The 19,295-nt window shown below is 73.6% G+C and carries 13 protein-coding genes, 1 other RNA gene and 1 pseudogene; 14 read left to right on the top strand and 1 reads right to left on the bottom strand.

The window, feature by feature from the left end; all coding sequences use genetic code 11:
• Positions 1–47 precede the first annotated feature (47 nt).
• The 8 genes from AB0K43_RS15855 to AB0K43_RS15820 all read left to right on the top strand — a co-directional run bounded on the left by AB0K43_RS15855 (position 48) and on the right by AB0K43_RS15820 (position 10,182).
• Positions 48–1,145, top strand: a complete 1,098-nt coding sequence (locus AB0K43_RS15855; RefSeq protein WP_363639912.1) for a S41 family peptidase — start codon at positions 48–50, stop codon at positions 1,143–1,145.
• Between the two features lie 52 nt (positions 1,146–1,197).
• Positions 1,198–1,674, top strand: a complete 477-nt coding sequence (gene smpB / locus AB0K43_RS15850) for an SsrA-binding protein SmpB (RefSeq protein WP_363639910.1) — start codon at positions 1,198–1,200, stop codon at positions 1,672–1,674.
• Positions 1,675–1,763: 89 nt separating this feature from the next.
• Positions 1,764–2,142: a transfer-messenger RNA gene (ssrA, locus tag AB0K43_RS15845) on the top strand.
• 186 nt (positions 2,143–2,328) lie between these two features.
• A complete protein-coding gene (locus AB0K43_RS15840) occupies positions 2,329–3,702 on the top strand; it encodes a nitrate/nitrite transporter (protein ID WP_363639908.1) in 1,374 nt (457 codons plus the stop codon).
• A 222-nt stretch (positions 3,703–3,924) separates the two neighbouring features.
• Positions 3,925–5,088: a uroporphyrinogen-III synthase gene (locus AB0K43_RS15835; protein ID WP_363639906.1), complete on the top strand. Its 1,164-nt coding sequence runs from the start codon at positions 3,925–3,927 to the stop codon at positions 5,086–5,088.
• Between the two features lie 162 nt (positions 5,089–5,250).
• Positions 5,251–7,569 (top strand): UvrD-helicase domain-containing protein, encoded by a 2,319-nt coding sequence (locus tag AB0K43_RS15830; protein ID WP_363639904.1) that lies wholly within the window; start codon positions 5,251–5,253, stop codon positions 7,567–7,569.
• Positions 7,570–7,946: 377 nt separating this feature from the next.
• Positions 7,947–9,422 (top strand): NAD-dependent malic enzyme, encoded by a 1,476-nt coding sequence (locus AB0K43_RS15825; protein WP_363639902.1) that lies wholly within the window; start codon positions 7,947–7,949, stop codon positions 9,420–9,422.
• A gap of 478 nt (positions 9,423–9,900) precedes the next feature.
• Positions 9,901–10,182: an HU family DNA-binding protein gene (locus tag AB0K43_RS15820; RefSeq protein ID WP_033823863.1), complete on the top strand. Its 282-nt coding sequence runs from the start codon at positions 9,901–9,903 to the stop codon at positions 10,180–10,182.
• Between the two features lie 80 nt (positions 10,183–10,262).
• On the opposite strand, the gene murA is transcribed toward AB0K43_RS15820, so the two are convergent.
• Positions 10,263–11,606 carry a UDP-N-acetylglucosamine 1-carboxyvinyltransferase gene (gene murA / locus AB0K43_RS15815; RefSeq protein ID WP_363639900.1) on the bottom strand — a complete coding sequence of 448 codons (1,344 nt, stop codon included), beginning with the start codon at positions 11,604–11,606 and terminating at the stop codon, positions 10,263–10,265.
• Between the two features lie 256 nt (positions 11,607–11,862).
• Between murA and AB0K43_RS15810 the strand changes: the two genes are divergently transcribed.
• The 6 genes and pseudogenes from AB0K43_RS15810 (at position 11,863) to AB0K43_RS15785 (ending at position 19,279) form a co-directional block, all read left to right on the top strand.
• Positions 11,863–12,441: a YqgE/AlgH family protein gene (locus AB0K43_RS15810; protein ID WP_363639978.1), complete on the top strand. Its 579-nt coding sequence runs from the start codon at positions 11,863–11,865 to the stop codon at positions 12,439–12,441.
• Positions 12,442–12,526: 85 nt separating this feature from the next.
• The gene (locus AB0K43_RS15805) at positions 12,527–12,805 is read left to right on the top strand and encodes a DUF3039 domain-containing protein (RefSeq protein WP_363639898.1); all 279 of its coding nucleotides are present in this window, start codon (positions 12,527–12,529) and stop codon (positions 12,803–12,805) included.
• Between the two features lie 52 nt (positions 12,806–12,857).
• Positions 12,858–14,504, top strand: a complete 1,647-nt coding sequence (locus AB0K43_RS15800; protein WP_363639896.1) for a beta-N-acetylhexosaminidase — start codon at positions 12,858–12,860, stop codon at positions 14,502–14,504.
• Positions 14,505–14,850: 346 nt separating this feature from the next.
• Positions 14,851–15,717 carry an FAD binding domain-containing protein gene (locus AB0K43_RS15795; RefSeq protein ID WP_363639976.1) on the top strand — a complete coding sequence of 289 codons (867 nt, stop codon included), beginning with the start codon at positions 14,851–14,853 and terminating at the stop codon, positions 15,715–15,717.
• Positions 15,718–15,785: 68 nt separating this feature from the next.
• Positions 15,786–16,250, top strand: a pseudogene (locus AB0K43_RS15790) ((2Fe-2S)-binding protein); the annotation flags it as partial.
• 695 nt (positions 16,251–16,945) lie between these two features.
• Positions 16,946–19,279, top strand: coding sequence for a xanthine dehydrogenase family protein molybdopterin-binding subunit (locus tag AB0K43_RS15785; protein ID WP_363639894.1), 2,334 nt, complete (start codon positions 16,946–16,948; stop codon positions 19,277–19,279).
• The last annotated feature ends 16 nt before the right edge of the window (positions 19,280–19,295 follow it).

The raw sequence follows: 19,295 nt of genomic DNA, 5'->3' as shown, positions 1-19,295 counted from the left end.
TCGTCATTCGGCCACCGGGGCCCTGCGGGCGCCCTAGACTCCGGTGCATGGCCGTTGCACAGCGCGTACGACAGGGAGCCACGCTCAGCGCGGTCTTCGGCGTGGTGCTGCTGGTCGGGGCCGCCGCCGGGGCCTGGGGCGAGCCGCCGTTGCCGGCGCCGCGCGCGGCCGGTGCGACCGGCGTCTGGCACGGTGACCTGGCGGGCGCCGACCTCTCCCCGCTCCAGGCCGAGCAGTTGGTGGGCTCCAGCGGTGACCGCTGGGCGGCCCACCTGAGCCCCGAGGAGTACGAGGCGTTCACCGACGGGCGCTACCAGGGGGTCGGTCTCTCGGTGGGCCGCACCGGGGACGGCGGGACGGCGGTCTCCGAGGTGCTGCCCGGCGGTCCGGCCGCCGCGGCCGGCATCGCGGCCGGTGACCGGCTGCTGCACATCGACGGCGCCCCGGCCGACCAGTTGCCGGTCACCGAGGTGGTGGCGCGGCTGCGCGGCCGGCAGGCCGGCTCCACGGTGGCGCTGGCCGTCCAGCGGTCCGGCGGCCCGGTCCGCGACGTGGTGCTGCGCCGCACCGAGCTGGCCACCCGCGAGGTGGCCGCCGACCAGCCGGCTCCCGGCGTGACCAGGGTCGCGGTGCGGGCCTTCACCAGCGGGGTGTCCGGCCAGGTCCGGGAGGCGGTGCGCGGCGCCCGCTCGGTGGTGCTCGACCTGCGCGGCAACTCCGGCGGCCTGGTCGAGGAGGCGGTGGCCACCGCCTCGCTGTTCCTGGACGGCGGCCCGGTGGCCACCTACCAGGAGCGCGGCGAGGAGCGCGAGCTGTCCGCCACGCCGGGCGGGGACACCGCCACCCCGTTGGTGGTGCTGGTCGACGGCGGCACCATGAGCGCGGCCGAGCTCCTGGCCGGCGCTCTGCAGGACCGCTGCCGGGCCGTCCTGGTGGGCGCCAGGACCTTCGGCAAGGGCGCCGTGCAGCAGCCCAGCCGGCTGGCCGACGGCTCGGTGCTGGAGCTGACCGTGGGCCGCTACACCACGCCGTCCGGCCGCTCTCCCGACGGCGTCGGCCTGCTGCCGGACGTGCCGGCCCAGCCCGGCGACGACCCGGCCCAGCTGGCGCTGCGGGTGCTCGGCGGGCTCGGGACGCGCGGGTAGGCCCTAAAGGGGCTGCCGACCGCCCCGTCGAGGTGCGAGAATGATCGGCGCTATGGCAAAGGAAAAGGGACACAAGCTGGTCGCGCAGAACAAGAAGGCGCGGCATGAGTACACCATCCTCGACACCTACGAGTGCGGCATGGTGCTGACCGGGACCGAGGTGAAGTCGCTCCGCGAGGGGCGGGCGAACCTGGTGGACGGGTACGCGTACATCCAGGGCGGGGAGGCGTGGGTCGACAATCTCTTCATCCCGGAGTACACCCAGGGCACCTGGACGAACCACTCCGCGCGGCGCAAGCGCAAGCTGCTGCTGCACAAGCTGGAGATCCGCAAGATCGAGTCCAAGGTGAAGGAGACCGGTCACACGCTGGTGCCGCTCTCGCTCTACTTCAAGGACGGCCGGGCCAAGCTGGAGATCGCCCTGGCCGTCGGCAAGAAGCTGTACGACAAGCGCCAGACCCTGCGCGAGCAGCAGGACCGGCGTGAGTCCGACCGTGCGGTGGCCGCCGCGCGCCGTCGCCAGCGTTAATCTGCTGGACCCTCGTCGGTCACAGCGCGTACTATGGGCCGAGCACCACCGGAGGGCCTGCCCGCCGGAGCTGTTTTTCAAATCAACATGGGGATGATCGGTTTCGACAGTGTTGGTCGAAACAGGAGAAGCGAGCCGAGGAACGCGGCAATGATCTCGTAAACCATCTGTCGCAAAAATATAATCGCCAACTCTAAGCGCGATTCCCAGCAGTTCGCTCTCGCAGCCTAGTCTGCCAGAGTGAATGGGTGTCAGCCCGGGCAGTTCCCGACCCGGATCCTGGCATAATCTAGGGAACTCAACCGTCCACCCGGGCTGCGGGGGTGGATGGGAAATCAAACAGCAGCTGGGCCTGTTGGCGGCTTGTCCGCGTGACTGCCAGGGCCGAGAAAATCACAGCGGACTGCGCTCGGAGAAGTCCTGAATCTGCTGCATTGGACCCGGGTTCGATTCCCGGCATCTCCACCACCCCATGTGCACAACGGCCGTCCTCCCTCCGGAGGGCGGCTTTCGTGTGTCCGCAGGCTCCTCACAGTCGGGGGCCGCACCGGGTGAGTTGACGGTCTCGTGTCCTTCACAGTGCACAACGAGGCCGAAACCATGTCTTTCTACTGTCGGTGGCAGGAAGCCACCCGGCAGGCGGAGGGACACACGATGACCACGGGCACGGCACGGCAGGGCAGAAGCGGCGGCCGCTGGATTCAGCAGTGGGATCCGGAGGACACCGAATTCTGGGAGCGCTCCGGGCGGCGCACGGCCAACCGGAATCTGATCTTCTCCGTCCTCTCCGAACACATCGGCTTCTCGATCTGGAGCCTGTGGTCCGTGATGGTGCTCTTCATGGGCAAGGACTACCACGTCGACCCGGCCGGAAAGTTCTTCCTGGTCGCGATGCCGACCCTGATCGGCGCCTTCGTCCGGATCCCCTACACGGTGGCGGTCGCCCGGTTCGGCGGCCGGAACTGGACGGTGGTCTCCGCGCTGCTCCTGCTGGTGCCCACGCTGGCCGCGGCGTACGTGATGCACCCGGGCACCTCGTACACCACGTTCATGCTGGTCGCGGCGCTCACCGGGCTCGGCGGCGGCAACTTCGCGTCCTCGATGACCAACATCAACGCCTTCTTCCCGATGCGCCGCAAGGGCTGGGCGCTCGGCCTCAACGCCGGCGGCGGGAACATCGGTGTCCCGGTGATCCAACTGGTCGCGCTGGCCGTCATCAGCTGGGCCGGGGCCGGCCACCCCCGGCTGGTGCTCGGCATCTACCTGCCGCTGATCGTCCTCGCGGCCACCCTCGCCGCGCTGTGCATGGACAACCTGGCTCCGGTGCGCAGCGACACCGGGGCGCTGGCCCAGGTCGTCCGGGAGAAGCACACCTGGTTGATGTCCGTGCTCTACATCGGCACCTTCGGCTCCTTCATCGGCTTCTCCTTCGCCTTCGGGCTGGTCCTGCAGAACCAGTTCGGCCGCACCCCGCTGCAGGCCGCCCAGCTCACCTTCATCGGGCCGCTGCTCGGCTCGCTGATCCGCCCGCTCGGGGGCCGGCTGGCGGACCGCTGGGGCGGCGCCCGGATCACCTTCTGGAACTTCGTCGCGATGGCGGCCGCCACCGGCCTGGTGACCTACGCCTCGGCCCAGCGCTCGCTGCCGGTCTTCCTGGCCGGCTTCATCGGGCTGTTCGTCTTCGCCGGGATCGGCAACGGCTCCACCTACAAGATGATCCCGGGCATCTTCGAGGCCAAGGCCCAGGACCGGATCGCGGCCGGCGAGAGCGCCGAGGCGGCCGCCGCCTGGTCGCGCCGGATGTCCGGCGCCGCGATCGGGGTGATCGGCGCGGTCGGCGCGCTCGGCGGTCTCTTCATCAACCTCGCCTTCCGGGAGTCCTTCCTGACGGTGCACACCGGTACGCCCGCCTTCGTCTCCTTCCTGGCCGCGTACGGGCTGTGCTTCCTGCTCACCTGGGCGGTCTACCTGCGCCGCCCGACCGGCTCCGAGGTGGCGGCGCAGGCCCCGACGCTCGCCCGGATCTGACCTGGCGGCGGCCGGGGGGCGGCCGGGTGCCGCACCCCGGCCGCGCCGCACCATCGCGCGCCGCACCCGGCCGCGCCGCACCCGCCCGCACCTGGCGGTGAAACACCCGGGACACCGCGCCGACCCGGGACCGTGACGCGGGCCCGGGAGGATGTCCGTCCACCCACCTCACCCTGCGGCCCGCCGACGGCCGCGGGGCGCACCACCGAAGGACCGCACGCCATGGCAGATCCGATCGACCCCCCACCCGCCGGACCGGTGCCCCCGCTGGCCGGCTACACCATCGGCATCACCGCCGCCCGCCGGGCCGACGAGCTGGCCGCCCTGCTCCAGCGCCGGGGCGCGGCCGTGCTGCGCGGCCCGGCCCTGCGGATCGTCCCGCTCTCGGACGACACCGACCTGCTCGCCGCCACCCGCGCCCTGGTCGCCGACCCGCCGGACATCGCGGTGGCCACCACCGGCATCGGCTTCCGCGGCTGGATCGAGGCCGCCGAGGGCTGGGGCCTGGGCGACGAGCTGACCGAACGCCTCGGCCGGGCGGCGGTGCTGGCCCGCGGCCCCAAGGCCAAGGGGGCGATCCGGGCGGCCGGGCTGCGCGAGGAGTGGTCGCCCGAGTCCGAGTCCTCCGTGGAGGTGCTCGAACGCCTGCTGGAGCAGGGCGTGGACGGCCGCCGGATCGCCGTCCAGCTGCACGGCGCGCCGCTGCGCGGTTTCGTCGACTCGCTCACCGCGGCCGGCGCCGACGTGGTCGAGGTGCCGGTGTACCGCTGGCTGCCGCCGGTCGACCAGGGCCCGCTGGACCGGCTGCTGGACGCCTGCTGCGCCGGCTCGCTGGACGCGGTCACCTTCACCAGCGCCCCGGCCGCGCTCAGCCTGCTCGATCGCGCCGCCGCCCGCGGTCGCACTGCCGAACTGCTGCACGCCCTGCGCCGGGACGTCCTGCCGGTCTGCGTCGGCCCGGTCACCGCCGCGCCGCTGGAGGAGCAGGACGTGCCGACCGTCTGGCCGGAGCGGATGCGGCTGGGCGCGATGGTGCAGACGCTGACCGCCGAGCTGCCCGGGCGCGCCCGCCGCCTCGCCGTGGCCGGCCACCATCTGGAGCTGCGCGGCCAGGCCGCCCTGGTCGACGGCGAGCTGCGGCCCGTCCCGCCGGCCGGGATGGCCCTGCTGCACGCGCTCGCCCGGCGGCCCGGCTGGGTGGTGCCGCGCGCCGAGCTGCTCGGCGTGCTGCCGGGCAGCGGGGGCGACGAGCACGCCGTGGAGAGCGCGATGGCCCGGCTGCGGACCGTGCTCGGCACACCGGGTCTGATCGCCACCGTGGTCAAGCGCGGCTACCGGCTGGCCCTGGACCCGGTGGCCGACCCGGGGGAGAAGTACGGCGGCTGACCCGGGCCCGCCCCGGGCCGTCCGCGACCCCGCCGGACGGCACACCGGCCCCGAAGGTGCCCTGCGTGCCCGCGAGCCCCAGGCTGAGGCGTAGGATCATCCGTCCGCCTTTTTCCTGGAGGGCGGTACTCACCACCCGCAGGACGTACCTCAGGGGGCTCCTTGGGCGCGCACGGCTCAGCCCAGCACCACAGCACCAACCGCACCACCGAACCGGACACGGTTCGCGACCGCGAGATCGCCGAGGAGCAGCAGCACCTCGACACCGTCTACCACCGCCTGGAGGAGAAGCTCGCCGAGGCCGAGTACATCCTGGAGGACGCCGCCAAGCGCGTTCAGGTGGGCACCCCCGGCGCGCTGGCCGAGCGGGACGCCCAGGTCTACCGGGCCGGCGCCCACCTGCACCGGCTGAACAGCGAGTTCGAGGACTTCCTGTTCGGCCGGATCGACCTGCAGCAGGCGGACGCCCCGGAGGAGCACGGCATCCCCTCGCAGACCCCGATGGACCCGGCCGACCCGGCCGTCGCGGAGACCCTGCACATCGGCCGGCTCGGCGTGCTCGACGCCGAGTTCGGCCCGCTGGTGATCGACTGGCGGGCCCCGGCCGCCGCGCCGTTCTACCGGGCCACCCCGCTGGAGCCGGGCCGGGTGGTCCGCCGCCGGGTGATCCGGTCCAAGGGCCGCAAGGTGATCGGGGTCGAGGACGACCTGCTGCGCCCCGACCTCACCCCGACCCTGGACGGCCGCGAGCTGGCGGTGGTCGGCGACGGCGCGCTGATGGCCTCGCTCGGCCGGGCCCGCAGCCACTCGATGCGGGACATCGTCTCCTCCATCCAGAAGGAGCAGGACGAGGTCATCCGGGCGCCCGCGGCCGGCGCCACCCTGGTCACCGGCGGCCCGGGCACCGGCAAGACCGCCGTCGCACTGCACCGCGCGGCCTTCCTGCTCTACCAGGACCGCCGCCGGTACGCCGGGGGCATCCTGGTGGTCAGCCCGACCGCGCTGCTGGTCTCGTACACCGAGGGCGTGCTGCCCTCGCTCGGCGAGGAGGGGCAGGTCGCGATCCGCGCGGTCGGCAGCCTGGTCGACGGGATCGAGGCGGAGCGCTACGACGTGCCCGAGGCGGCCCGGGTGAAGGGCTCCTCGCGGATGGTGCAGCTGCTGCGCCGGGCGGCCAGGGCGGCGCTGGAGCTGAACGAGCCGACCGAGCTGCGGGTGTTCGCCCGGGGCGAGGCGCTGCGGCTGGACGCGGCCCGGCTGCGGTCGGTCCGCGGCAACGTGCTGGGCAGCGGCGGCACCCCGCTGAACCTGCTCCGCCCGCGGGCCCGCCGGCTGCTGCTGGACGCGCTCTGGTCGGTCGCCGTCCGGCACCAGCCGAAGCCGGTCAGCCACGCCGAGCGCGAGCAGCGCCAGGAGGAGCGGGAGTCCTTCGACGAGTACGTCTCGGACGAGGCGCCGTTCCTGGACTTCCTGGACGCCTGGTGGCCGGCGGTCACCCCGCGCCGGGTGCTGGCCTCGCTCCGGCAGCCGCGGCACATCAACCGGATCGCCCGGCGGGCGGTCACCCCGGAGGAGGCCAAGCTGCTGGCCGCCTCCTGGCGGCACCTGGACGACCGCGGGCGCGGCGCGCTGTCCGCGCACGACGTGGCGCTGGTGGACGAGCTGCAGCTGCTGCTCGGCGAGGCGGCCCGGCCGAAGGTCCGCGAGGTCGACGCGGTCGACCTGCTGAGCGGGCTGGACGAGGTCACCACCTTCGCCGACCGGATGTCCCGCCAGCGCGCCGCGGTGCCGGTGGAGCGCCGCGAGTACGCGCACATCATCGTGGACGAGGCCCAGGACCTCACCCCGATGCAGTGGCGGATGATCGGCCGCCGGGCCCGGATGGCGACCTGGACCATCGTCGGCGACCCGGCGCAGAGCTCCTGGCCGCACCCGCAGGAGGCCCAGGCGGCGCTGGACGAGGTGCTCGCCGGCAAGCCGCGCCGTCGGCACACCCTGACGGTGAACTACCGCAACCCGGCGGAGATCGCCGAGGTCGCCGCCAAGGTGCTGGCGCTGGCCGCGCCCGGTACGCCGTCCCCGAGCGCGGTGCGCTCGACCGGGGTCGAGCCGCGGTTCGCCGCGGTGACCGACCCGGCGCCGGGGGCCTTCGCGGCCGCCGCGCGGGCCGAGCTGGTGCGGCTGCTGGGCGAGGTGGACGGCACGGTGGCGGTGGTGGTCCCGATGGACCGCCGGGCCGAGGCGGCCGGCTGGGCCGAGGGCCTGGGCGGCCGGGTGGTGGCGCTGGGCAGCCTGGAGGCCAAGGGCCTGGAGTACGACGCCACGGTGGTCGCCGACCCGACCGGCATCGCCGGCGAGTCCGAGGCGGGCCTGCGGGTGCTGTACGTCGCGCTGACCCGGGCGACCCAGCGGCTGACCGTGCTCTCCGGGCCGGACGACCTGCCGGACGCGGCCGGGGTCCCCGCGCTGCTGCACGGCTGAGCGGCCGGACACGACGAAGGCCCCCACCTCGCGGTGGGGGCCTTCGTCCGGTCAATGACACCGACCCGCCATGCTCGCCTCGCGGCAAGTGGTCGCTCGAAGCGACGAAGGTTGGGCCCGGGGGCTTGGATCGAGCCGGTGTCCCGTCCAATGTAACGCATCGGCTCCGGGATCCAAGGTGGCGGCGACAGATTTTCGGAGGCTCACCCAGGCGGCCGGAACCCCGTTTGTGGACTGTGCACAGCGGCGGAACCTTATTTCTGGCTACCCGCTGGTAGGTGCGACGATCGAGGTCTAGCATGCGCAGGGCGCGCCATTCAACAGACTGTTGAAGGCGCAGCCCGACACCCCTGAACACGGACGGAAGAAGGACGTCGATGGCGACGGTGCCAAGTGTCTCGAACTCGATCACGGTGCGGCTGGAGGTTCCGGCCACGGGCAACGCCGTGAGCTCGATCACCACCGCCGTCGAGTCCTCCGGCGGCTCGGTCACGGGCCTGGACGTCACCGCCTCCGGCCTCGAGGCGCTGCGGATCGACGTGACGGTGGCCGCCTCCTCGGTGGCGCACGGCGAGGAGATCGTCGAGAAGCTCCGGGCGATCGACGGCGTGACCATCGGGAAGGTCTCCGACCGGACCTTCCTGATGCACCTCGGCGGCAAGATCGAGATGTCCTCCAAGCTCCCGATCCGCAACCGTGACGACCTGAGCATGATCTACACCCCGGGCGTGGCGCGGGTCTGCATGGCGATCGCCGAGAACCCCGAGGACGCCCGCCGGCTGACCATCAAGCGCAACAGCGTGGCCGTGGTCACCGACGGCTCCGCGGTGCTGGGCCTCGGCAACATCGGCCCCAAGGCCGCGCTGCCCGTGATGGAGGGCAAGGCCGCGCTGTTCAAGCGCTTCGCGGGCATCGACGCCTGGCCGATCTGCCTGGACACCCAGGACGCCGACGAGATCGTGGCGATCGTGAAGGCGATCGCGCCGGGCTTCGCCGGGATCAACCTGGAGGACATCTCGGCGCCGCGCTGCTTCGAGATCGAGGCCCGGCTGCGCGAGGCGCTGGACATCCCGGTCTTCCACGACGACCAGCACGGCACCGCGATCGTGGTGCTGGCGGCGCTGACCAACGCGCTCAAGGTGGTCGGCAAGGAGATCTCCGAGATCCGGGTGGTGATGTCCGGCGCCGGCGCGGCCGGCACCGCGATCCTCAAGCTGCTGCTGGCCGCCGGCGTCGAGCACGCGACCGTGGCCGATGTCCGCGGCGTGGTCCACCAGGGCCGTGACGACCTCAACGACAGCCTGCGCTGGATCGCCGAGCACACCAACCGCTCGGGGCGCACCGGCAGCCTCAAGGAGGCCGTGGCGGGCGCCGACGTCTTCATCGGCGTCTCGGCGCCGAACGTGCTGGACGGGGACGACCTGGCCACCATGGCCCCGAACGCGATCGTCTTCGCACTGGCCAACCCGGACCCGGAGGTCGACCCGGCGGTCGCCCGGCAGAGCGCCGCCGTGGTGGCCACCGGCCGCAGCGACTTCCCGAACCAGATCAACAACGTGCTGGTCTTCCCGGGCGTCTTCCGCGGCCTGCTGGACGCCCAGAGCCACACCGTCAACACCGAGATGATGCTGGCCGCCGCCCGCGCCCTGGCCACCACGGTCGCGGACGACCAGCTGAACCCGAACTACATCATCCCCAGCGTCTTCCACCCGGACGTGGCCAAGACCGTCGCGACCGCCGTCCGGGACGCCGCGCTGGCCGCCCGGGGCGGCGAGGAGCCCGCTCCGGCGAGGCCCACCGCGGGCATCGTCGGCACCCTGGACGCGGCCGCGTTCCCGACCGCCGGACTCTGAGCCCGAGGGCCACTGCCGATCGGTCAAATGTCCGATTGGCGCCCCCGTCCACCGCCACACGCCCCGAGCCCTTGCGACACAAGGGCAGGGGCGTGTTTGGGCTTGTCGGTGCCAGGGCGTACGGTAGCCCTGCATGGGGCGGCGTGTCCGACAAGTACGGAACGTCCCCTCACGCACCTCGGCGAGTCGTCCCGACCGCCGCCCGCACCGGGTCACCCGGAGCCGACGGAGCGTCACACCTCGGTCGGGCGGGCGCTGTTCGGGTCAACCCCGCCGGTGCCCGATTGGCTTTCTCAGTGCCGGTCGGGGCAGGATTCGTCCGAGGCGGGCAGTTTGCGGCGCTTTGGGGTGCGAGCCCGGCCCCTGACCACCTTTCGCCTGAATGAGCACAGTGTGCGGACCAACGGCCCTCCGGGTGCCCCTGGCGGGCGTCGGCGGGCCCTTGCACGCAGCAGAGCAACAGACCACAGGAGTACACATGAACCGCAGTGAGCTGGTGGCCGCGCTGGCCGAGCGCGCCGAGGTGACCCGCAAGGACGCCGACGCCGTGCTGGCCGCCTTCGCCGAGATCACGGGCGAGGTTGTCGCCAAGGGCGACGAGAAGGTCACCATCCCCGGTTTCCTGACCTTCGAGCGCACCCTCCGCGCCGCCCGCACCGCCCGCAACCCGCAGACCGGCGACCCGATCCAGATCCCGGCCGGCTACAGCGTCAAGGTCAGCGCCGGCTCGAAGCTCAAGGAAGCCGCCAAGGGCAAGTGACGCCGGGCTCCTCGGAGCCTCGCCGAACGACACGATGGCCGGTCCCCCGCGGGGGGCCGGCCATCGTGTCGTTCGGGCCGTCAGGCCGTGACCACGAGCTCCTCGCTGGGCAGCTCGACGTGCGCACCGAGGTCGCGCAGCTTGGACATGAAGTTCTCGTAGCCGCGGTTGATCAGGTCGATGCCGTGCACCGTGGAGGTGCCCTCGGCCGCCAGCGCCGCGATCAGGTACGAGAAGCCGCCGCGCAGGTCGGGGATGACCAGCTCGCCGCCGAGCAGCTTGGACGGGCCGGAGACGACCGCCGAGTGCTTGAAGTTGCGGGCGCCGAAGCGGCAGGGCGTGCCGCCCAGGCACTCGCGGTAGAGCTGGATGTGAGCGCCCATCTGGTTCAGCGCGCCGGTGAAGCCGAGCCGCGACTCGTACACCGTCTCGTGCACGATGGACAGGCCGTTGGCCTGGGTGAGCGCGACCACCAGCGGCTGCTGCCAGTCGGTCTGGAAGCCGGGGTGGACGTCGGTCTCCAGGGCGATCGCCTTGAGCTCGCCGCCCGGGTGCCAGAACCGGATGCCCTCGTCGTCCACCTCGAAGGCGCCGCCGACCTTCCGGAAGGTGTTGAGGAAGGTCATCATCTCCAGCTGGCGGGCGCCGCGGACGTAGATGTCGCCCTTGGTCGCCAGCGCCGCGCAGGCCCAGGAGGCCGCCTCCAGGCGGTCCGGCAGGGCGCGGTGGTTGTAGCCGCCGAGCTCGTCCACACCGGTGATCAGGATGGTCCGGTCGGTGCCCATCGAGATGATCGCGCCCATCTTCTGCAGCACGCAGATCAGGTCGACGATCTCCGGCTCGATGGCCGCGTTGCGCAGCTCGGTGACGCCCTCGGCGAGGACGGCGGTGAGCAGCACCTGCTCGGTGGCGCCGACCGAGGGGAAGGGCAGCTCGATCTTGGTGCCGCGCAGCCGCTGCGGGGCGACCAGGTAGGTGCCCTGCGGGTGCTTCTCGATCTGCGCGCCGAACTGGCGCAGCACCTCGAAGTGGAAGTCGACCGGCCGGCCGCCGATGTCGCAGCCGCCCAGGCCCGGGATGAACGCGTGGCCGAGCCGGTGCAGCAGCGGGCCGCAGAACAGGATCGGGATGCGCGAGGAGCCGGCGTGCGCGTCGATGTCGGCGACGTTGGCGCTCTCCACGTGCGAGGGGTCGAGGATCAGCTCGCCGTTCTCGTCGCCGGTCCGCACGGTCACACCGTGCAGCTGGAGCAGGCCGCGCACCACCTTGACATCACGGATGTCGGGGACGTTGCGCAGCCTGCTGGGGCCCTGGCCGAGCAGCGCGGCGACCATGGCCTTGGGGACCAGGTTCTTCGCACCACGGATCTGGATCTCGCCTTCGAGCGGGTTACCGCCGTGGACCAGCAGGACGTCGTCGATCATCGTTCTCGCAATCCGGGTGCCGGGGGGAGGACAGGGCTGAGGCGGCGGATGGACGGACAGCTGTGGGACGGAATCCACCCGCAAGGCTCACCACCAAACGTAGATGGTAGTAGGCGGTCGATTGGTTCCCGTGTGTCCTATTAGTGATCATGCTCTTCCGGGGCGTTCCGGGACCGATCGACTGGGCCGTACGGGTGGCGGCGCGGCTCGCGGAGGTTTCGTGTTGGGCGCCCGTGACCGCCCCGGCTGCGGGATCATGTTGGGCATGACCCCGGCCCCCTCCCACACCGGCCGACTGCTCGTCGCGACCCCCGTGCTCACCGACCCCAACTTCGCCCGGGCGGTGGTACTTCTGCTCGACCACGACCAGCAGGGCGCGCTCGGCGTGGTGCTGAACCGGCCCACCCCGGTCGAGGTGGCCAGCGTGCTGGACGCCTGGGCGGACCTCACCGGCCAGCCGCCGGTGATCTTCCAGGGCGGGCCGGTGGCCCTGGACTCGGCGCTCGCCATCGCGGTGGTGCCGGGTGAGGAGGGTCACGCCGAACCGCTCGGCTGGCGGCGGGTGCACGGCGCGATCGGCCTGGTCGACCTGGAGGCGCCGCCGGAGGTGCTGGTGGGCGAACTGGGGGCGCTGCGGGTGTTCGCGGGCTACGCGGGCTGGTCGCCCGGGCAACTGGAGAAGGAGATCGAGGAGGGGGCCTGGTACCTGGCGGACTGCGAGCCGGGCGACGTCTCCTGCCCCGACCCGGACCGGCTCTGGCGCTCGGTGCTGCGCCGCCAGCGCGGGCCGCTCGCGATGCTGGCCACCTACCCGGACGACCCGACCCTGAACTGAGCCGGGCCCGCCCCCGTACGGCCGCCGGGGCCCCGGCCTGCCGCTACTGGCCCGGTTCCGCGCGGCCGCCCTAGACTTGGCACCCATGAGCACTCTTGAGCCCGAGCGCGGCCTCGGCACCGGCACCCTGGTCGAGCCCGTCCCCCAGGTGTCGCACGGCGACGGCGACCACGAGCGCTTCGCGCACTACGTCCAGAAGGACAAGATCATGGAGAGCGCGCTCTCCGGCAGCCCGGTGGTGGCGCTCTGCGGCAAGGTCTGGGTGCCCGGCCGAGACCCGAAGAAGTACCCGGTGTGCCCGATGTGCAAGGAGATCTTCGAGGGTCTCGGCTCGGACAAGGGCGGCGACGACAAGCAGGACTGAGTCCGCACATTGGTCTATGCCACTGGGGTGCCGGCGGGGCAGGATGAGCCGTATGGACCTCATCCCCGCCCCGAACCGCGTCGACGAGTGGGAACACCACGAGTGGACCTTCGAGCTCAAGCCGACCACCCGGATCGGTGCCGACCAGGGGGCCCAGGGCGTGGCCCGCTGGCTGCGCTCCGAACTGGCGGCGGCCACCGGCTTCACCTTCGACGCCTGCTCGGTGGAGCAGGCCTCGCGCTCGGCCGACACCGTCACGCTGACCTTCGACGAGCAGCTGCGCGCCGAGCGGGGCCGTGAGGCGTACCGGATCACCATCGACGTCTACGGTGCCCGGTTGACCGCGGGCGGGCGGCCGGGCCTGTTCTACGCCGCCCAGACCCTGCGCCAGCTGCTCGGGCCGCGGGCCTTCCGGAAGGCGCCGCTGCCCGGCGAGCCGTGGAAGATCCAGAGCATCACGATCGAGGACTCGCCCCGGTTCGGCTGGCGCGGGGTGCTGCTGGACGTCTCCCGGCACTTCCTGCCCAAGTCCGACGTGCTGCGCTTCATCGACCTGATGGCGGCGCACAAGCTCAACGTGCTGCACCTGCACCTGACCGACGACCAGGGCTGGCGGATCGAGATCGAGCGCTACCCGAGGCTCACCGAGGTCGGCTCCTGGCGGGGGCGCTCGATGGTCGGCTACCGGGCCGGCGGGCGCCGGGACGACCGGCCGCACGGCGGCTACTACACCAAGGACGACCTGCGCGAGATCGTCGCGTACGCGCAGAGGCGGCACATCACCGTGGTGCCGGAGATCGACCTGCCCGGCCACTCCCAGGCCGCCATCGCCGCCTACCCGGAACTGGGCAACACCGACGTGGTGGACACCGCGGCGCTCACGGTGTGGACGGACTGGGGGATCAACCCCAATGTGCTGAACGTCTCGGAGTCGACCCTTCGCTTCTTCGAGGGAGTTCTGGAGGAGGTGCTGGAGGTCTTCCCGTCCGAGTTCGTCCACCTCGGCGGCGACGAGTGCCCCAAGGAGCAGTGGAAGGCCAGCCCGGCCGCCCAGGCCCGGATCAAGGAGCTCGGGCTGGCGGACGAGGAGGAGCTGCAGAGCTGGTTCATCCGCCACTTCGACCGCTGGCTGGCCGAGCGCGGACGCCGGCTGATCGGCTGGGACGAGATCCTGGAGGGCGGCCTGGCGCCCGGCGCCGCGGTGTCCTCCTGGCGCGGGTACGCCGGCGGGGTGGCGGCCGCGCGGGCCGGGCACGACGTGGTGATGTGCCCGGAGCAGTACGTGTACCTGGACTACCGGCAGGCGCCCGGGGAGGACGAGCCGATCCCGGTCGCGTACGTGCGCACCCTGGAGGACGTCTACCGGTTCGAGCCCGTCCCCGCCGAGCTGGACGCCGAGGCCGCGGCCCACGTGCTGGGCGCCCAGGCCAACCTGTGGACCGAGTTCATGGACGACGCCCGGGACGTGGACTACCGCGCCTTCCCCCGGTTGGCCGCGTTCGCCGAGGTGGCCTGGTCGGCGCTGCCGACCGATCCGGCGGCCCGGGACTTCGCGGACTTCGAACGGCGGATGCTCGGGCACTACGCCCGGCTCGACGCGCTCGGGGTCGAGTACCGGCGCCCCGAGGGCCCGCGCCCGTGGCAGCGCAGGCCAGGGGTGGCGGGAAGGCCGCTGGAGGGGCGCCCGCCGACGGCCTGAGCGGTCCGCCGCCGGCCGCCGCCGGTCCACCATCGGCCCCCGCCGGTCCGCCGCCCGGCGGGGAACTCCCGGATGGTCGCCGACGTCAAGATCAGGTGAACAGTCGACCAGCCCGGTTCGGAATCGGGCCGATTTATGCCCTGACTTGTCCGAGATTCCGGGCGGCGGTCCACGACCCGGGAATTGATCACCAAACATTGTGTGCCAGAGTTGCCCAACCCGGCCCGATCGCCCGTACCCTACGGGCCAGGTCGCACCGCCTCCGGGCGTCCCCGGCCGAAGGCGGGGGGAGCGGGCAGTTGATGAGCAAGTGGAGCACGGTGGAATCCTGGTGAACCGGACGATCATGCTGCCGGCCTCGGTCGACGAGGCCGTCGAGGCGCTGGCCGCCACCCCGGGCGCGGTGCCGGTGGCCGGTGCCACCGACCTGATGGAGGCCGTCAACGCCGGACGGCTGCGCCCGGCCGCCCTGATCGGGCTCGGCCGGATCACCGAACTGCGCGGCTGGCGCTACGAGGACGGCGGCACCGCCGTCCTCGGCGCCGGGCTGACCCACGCCCGGATGGACCGCCCCGACTTCGCCGCGCTGATCCCCGCGCTCGCCGACGCCGCCCGCACCGCCGGCCCGCCGCAGGTCCGCAACGTCGGCACCCTCGGCGGCAACCTGGCCACCGCCGCCGCCACCGGCGACACCCTGCCGGTGCTCGCCGCACTGGAGGCCACCGCCACCCTCGCCCGGGCCGGTGCCACCCGAGAGGTGCCGGTCAGCCACGTGCTCACCGGCCTCGACCCGATCCGGCCCGGTGAACTGCTCACCTGGGTCCGGGTGCCGCTGCTGCACGCCCCGCAGGTCTTCCTGAAGTCCACCGGCCGCAGCGGACCGGCCCGCGCCACCGCCTCGGTCGCCCTGGTCCTCGACCCCGCCCGGCGCGCCGTGCGCTGCGCCGTCGGGGCCGTCGCGCCCGTCCCGCTGCGGCCGCTGGAGGCCGAGGCCTGGGTGGCCGGCTGCATCGACTGGGAGGCCCGCGGCGAGGAGGGCGCCAGCACCATCGACCCCGCCGCACTGGCGGCCTTCGGCGACTACGTCGCCGGGGCCTGCATCCCCGACGGCGCCCTGGAGGGCGCGGGCGAGGGGCCGAGCGCCGCCGCCGTCCGGCTGCGGCGTACCGTGGCGGTACTGGCCCGCCGGGCACTGGGAAGGGCGCTGAAGTGACGGACCACCCGACGACCGGGCAGCCGACCGGGCAGCCCACCGCGTTCGGCGCCGACGTGCGCCCCTGCGCCTCCTACACGCTGCGGGTCAACGGCTTCGAACGGCCCGTCACCGACGCCTGGATCGGTGAGAGCCTGCTGTACGTGCTGCGCGAGCGGCTCGGCCTGGCCGGCGCCAAGGGCGGCTGCGAGCAGGGCGAGTGCGGTGCCTGCTCGGTGCAGGTGGACGGCCAGCTGGTGGCCGGCTGCCTGGTGCCCGCCGCGCTGGCCGCCGACAGCGAGATCGCCACCGTCGAGGGGCTCTCCGAAGCGGGCGGCCCCAGCGACGTCCAGCGGGCGCTGGCCGAGTCCGGCGCCGTCCAGTGCGGCTACTGCACCCCGGGCCTCGCGATGGCCGTGCACGACCTGCTCCAGCGCAACCACCGACCCAGCGACGTCGAGGCCCGCCAGGCGCTCTGCGGCAACCTCTGCCGCTGCACCGGCTACCGGGGCGTGCTGGCCGCCGTCCAGACCGTCGCCGACCAGCGCGAGGCGGAGCTGGAGGCCGAGGCCGACGCGGCCGCCGCCGCGCAGGCCGAGCCGGACTCCGGCGCCCCGGCCCGGCAGCCGGCCGACCGCGGGCCCGCCGCGCCGGCCGACCGGTCCGTGGTCGCCCAGTCCGCCGCCGACCTCCCGCTGGCCGGCGAACTCCCGCTCTACGCCGACTCCGAGCTCTGGGTCGAGGCCGAGCAGTTCCAGGCCGAGCAGTTCCAGCCCGGCCGGCCCACCGCCGTGGGCACCGGCGTGTACAACACCGGCGGCTACGAGCAGCCCACCCACCCCCCGGTGCAGGACCCGGCGGGGTACGGGACCGGCAGCTACCCCGTCGTACCGCCGCAGCCCACCGGGTACGACACCGGCTACTACCCGGCCCCCGGCCACGAGGCCACCCCGGCCCACGGCACGGCGCACGACGGCCCCGGTCCCGACGCCACCCCCGCCCACGGAACCCCGTACCTGCCCACGCCCCCGCACGGCACCGGGCACCCCGCGCCCGGCTACCAGGACCACCCGACCGGCGGCTACCCGATCCCGGGCTACCAGCCGGGCGGCTACGACCCCGGCTACGAGGGCACGGTCTACGACACCCCGGTCTACGACCCGGCCGGCTACGACGGCAGCACCCCCGCCCACGGCATCCCCACCCAGCCCTCGGCCGGAGGGGCCCCGATCCACGAGGACCGCCACGCATGAGCTCGCCCACCGACCTCACGCCGGCCCCCGCGCCCGCCGCGGCCGAGGAGACCGGGTCGGCCCCCGAGCCGTTCGGCCTCGGCAGCTCCCCGCTGCGCACCGACGCCCTCCCCAAGGCGCTCGGCATCTACCCGTACGCCGCCGACCTCTGGGCCGAGGGCCTGCTCTGGGGCGCCGTGCTGCGCTCCCCGCACCCGCACGCCCGGATCGTCTCCGTCGACACCTCGGCCGCGCTGGCCGTGCCCGGCGTGCACACCGTGGTCACCGCCGCGGACCTGCCGGCCGGGCCCGACGGCAGCGCCGACGGTGCCCCGCACGGCCCGATCGTCGCCGACCGGCCGATCCTGGCCGCCGGCGTGGTCCGCCACCACGGCGAGCCGGTCGCCGCCGTCGCCGCCGACCACCCCGACACCGCCCGGCTGGCCGCCTCCCTGGTGGTCGTGGAGTACGAGCCGCTGGAGGCCGTCACCGACCCCGAGGCGGCCTTCAACGCCCCGCCGCTGCACCCCGACGGCAACCTCTTCCGCCATCTCCCGCTGCGCACCGGCGACCCGGAGGCGGTCGGCGAGGTGGTGGTCGAGGGCCTCTACCAGGTCGGCCGGCAGGACCCGGCGCCGATCGGCGCCGAGGCCGGGCTCGCGGTGCCCCGCCCGGACGGCGGGGTCGAGCTGCACCTGTCCACCACCGATCCGCACGGCGACCGCGACCGCACCGCCGCGTGCCTGGGCCTGGAGCCCGACCGGGTCCGCCTGGTGGTCACCGGCGTGCCCGGCGCCACCGCGGACCGCGAGGACCTCTCGTTCCAGGTCACCCTGGCCCTGCTGGCGCTGCGCACCGGCCGTCCGGTGAAGATGACCCTCACCCGCGAGGAGTCCTTCCAGACCCACACCACCCGCCACCCCGCGCTGCTGCGCTACCGGCACCACGCCGACACCGAGGGCCGGCTGGTCAAGGTCGAGGCCCAGATCCTGCTGGACGGCGGCGCCTACGCCGACGTCTCCGCCGAGGCGCTGGCCGCGGCCACCGCCTTCTCGGTCGGCCCGTACACCTGCCCCAACGTCTTCGTCGACGCCTGGGCGGTGCGCACCAACAACCCGCCGGCCGGCCGGATGCGCGGCGAGGGCGCGCTGCAGGCCTGCTTCGCGTACGAGTCCCAGCTCGACCAGCTGGCCGCCCGGGTGGGGATCGACCCGCTGGAGATCCGCCGCCGCAACGCGATGGCCACCGGCGACCCGCTGCCCACCGGACAGCCCGTCACCTGCCCCGCCCCGGTCACCGCGCTGCTGGAGGCGATCGCCGAGCAGCCGCTGCCCGCGCTGCCGGTCGACGACCCCGAGGCCGACTGGCTGCTGCCCGGCGGGCCCGGCGGCGCCGGCGACCCGGCGGCGGTGCGGCGTGGCATCGGCTACGCCGTCGGCATGGTGCACATGCTCGGCGCCGAGGGCGAGGACGAGGTCTCCACCGCCACCGTGCGGGTCAGCGGCGACCACGCCACCGTGATCTGCGCCGCGGTCGACTCCGGCCAGGGCTTCGCCACCCTCGCCCGGCAGATCGTGCAGTCGGTGCTCGGCGTCAGCGAGGTCTACATCGCGCCGGTCGACAGCGACCAGTCCGGCGCCGGCCCGTCCGCCCGGGGCCGGCACACCTGGGTGTCCGGCGGCGCCGTCGAGCGGGCCGCGCTGATGGTGCGGCACCAGATGCTGCAGCCGATCGCCGCCAACTTCGGGATGTCGGTGGAGCTGCTCACCATCTCCGACGGCAAGATCACCTCCTACGACGGCGTGCTCGGCATGCCGGTCGGCGAGGCGCTGGAGGGCCGCGAGCTGTGGGCCACCGCGCAGTGCCGCCCGCACCCGACCGAGCCGCTGGACGAGGCCGGGCAGGGCGACGCCTTCGTCTCGATCGCGTTCTGCGCGATGCGGGCCGTGGTCGACGTGGACATCGAGCTCGGCGCCGTGCGGGTGGTCGACGTGACGGTCGCCCAGGACGTCGGCCGGGCGCTCAACCCGCGCCAGATCGAGGACCGGATCGAGGCCGGGGTGGCCCAGGGCGTGGGCCTGGCCCTGCTGGAGGACCTGCGCACCGAGGGCGGCCGGCTGGTCAACCCCTCGCTCACCGGCTACCGGCTGCCGACCGCGCTGGACACCCCCGACATCCGGATCGCGGCCCTGCTGGAGGAGCGCGACGTGGTCGCCACTTTCGGCGCCAAGGCCGTCAGCGCCCCGCCCGCCGTGGTCGCCCCGGCGGCCGTCGCGGCCGCCGTCCGGGCGGCCACCGGACTCCCGGTCGGCCGCCTCCCGATCCTCCCCGAGGACGCCATCGTCGGCTGAGGACCGACCTGCGACA

Origin of the sequence: Kitasatospora sp. NPDC049258 (assembly GCF_040678895.1) — a bacterium.
Classification (GTDB): Bacteria; Actinomycetota; Actinomycetes; order Streptomycetales; family Streptomycetaceae; genus Kitasatospora.
This window is presented reverse-complemented; position numbering and strand designations above follow the sequence as displayed.

What these genes read in the sequence shown, in the direction of transcription:
- AB0K43_RS15840 (WP_363639908.1), top strand. Translation starts at nt 2,329, where the DNA reads ATGACCACGGGCACGGCACGGCAGGGCAGAAGCGGCGGCCGCTGGATT.
- murA (WP_363639900.1), bottom strand. Translation starts at nt 11,606, where the DNA reads ATGATCGACGACGTCCTGCTGGTCCACGGCGGTAACCCGCTCGAAGGC.
- AB0K43_RS15810 (WP_363639978.1), top strand. Translation starts at nt 11,863, where the DNA reads ATGTTGGGCATGACCCCGGCCCCCTCCCACACCGGCCGACTGCTCGTC.
- AB0K43_RS15855 (WP_363639912.1), top strand. Translation starts at nt 48, where the DNA reads ATGGCCGTTGCACAGCGCGTACGACAGGGAGCCACGCTCAGCGCGGTC.
- smpB (WP_363639910.1), top strand. Translation starts at nt 1,198, where the DNA reads ATGGCAAAGGAAAAGGGACACAAGCTGGTCGCGCAGAACAAGAAGGCG.
- AB0K43_RS15820 (WP_033823863.1), top strand. Translation starts at nt 9,901, where the DNA reads ATGAACCGCAGTGAGCTGGTGGCCGCGCTGGCCGAGCGCGCCGAGGTG.
- AB0K43_RS15825 (WP_363639902.1), top strand. Translation starts at nt 7,947, where the DNA reads ATGGCGACGGTGCCAAGTGTCTCGAACTCGATCACGGTGCGGCTGGAG.
- AB0K43_RS15805 (WP_363639898.1), top strand. Translation starts at nt 12,527, where the DNA reads ATGAGCACTCTTGAGCCCGAGCGCGGCCTCGGCACCGGCACCCTGGTC.
- AB0K43_RS15785 (WP_363639894.1), top strand. Translation starts at nt 16,946, where the DNA reads ATGAGCTCGCCCACCGACCTCACGCCGGCCCCCGCGCCCGCCGCGGCC.
- AB0K43_RS15835 (WP_363639906.1), top strand. Translation starts at nt 3,925, where the DNA reads ATGGCAGATCCGATCGACCCCCCACCCGCCGGACCGGTGCCCCCGCTG.
- AB0K43_RS15795 (WP_363639976.1), top strand. Translation starts at nt 14,851, where the DNA reads ATGCTGCCGGCCTCGGTCGACGAGGCCGTCGAGGCGCTGGCCGCCACC.
- AB0K43_RS15800 (WP_363639896.1), top strand. Translation starts at nt 12,858, where the DNA reads ATGGACCTCATCCCCGCCCCGAACCGCGTCGACGAGTGGGAACACCAC.